The sequence below is a fragment of the Mycobacterium sp. E2989 genome (assembly GCF_001667595.1).
Classification (GTDB): Bacteria; Actinomycetota; Actinomycetes; order Mycobacteriales; family Mycobacteriaceae; genus Mycobacterium.
On record NZ_LZJX01000003.1, the window covers coordinates 1 to 616 of the forward strand.

The 616-nt window shown below is 69.2% G+C and carries 1 protein-coding gene; it reads right to left on the minus strand.

What is annotated here, in order from left to right:
- Positions 1 to 616, minus strand: a 616-nt coding sequence (locus A5680_RS00885; RefSeq protein ID WP_156674971.1) for a condensation domain-containing protein, incomplete at both ends; no start/stop codon positions are given.

A 616-nucleotide genomic window follows, 5' to 3' on the forward strand; every position in this document is an offset into this window, starting at 1 on the left:
CCGTCGCCCGCAACGGAATCTCCACAGCCAAATCAAACGAATAACACGCCGCCGACTCAACCGCCTCCGCCAACCGGCCCGGCGACCAGCCGTCCGTCCGCACCACGTCCCACGTGATGGCGCATTGGCTGGGCGGTCGGACGATCTGTTGGGGAGTGCCCTCGGGCGCGACGAAGATCGTGCGCAGGCTCTCGTGGCGGGCCACCACGTCACCCAGCGCGGCGCGCAATGCGGCGACATCCAGGCGCCCTTTCAGCCGCAGCGCGGCGGCCATGTTGTAGACGGGCGAGGGCCCGTGCAGCTGGTCGATGAACCACAACCGGCTCTGGGCGAACGACAACGGCACGGTCGCCGGCCGTTCCCGAGCCGTCAGCGGCGCCAGCCCGCCCCCGCAGGTGCCGATGCGCGGCGCCAGCTGTGCCACGGTGGGGGCCTCGAACAGCGCACGCACCGAAAGCGCGGTATCCAGGCCACTATTGACGGCCGCGACCACCCGCATCGCCGACAGCGAATCCCCACCCAAATCAAAGAAAGAGTCATCGATGCCGACGCGCTCGACGCCGAGGACTTGGGCGTAGATGCCGGCGAGGATCTCCTCGACGGCATTGGTGGGGGC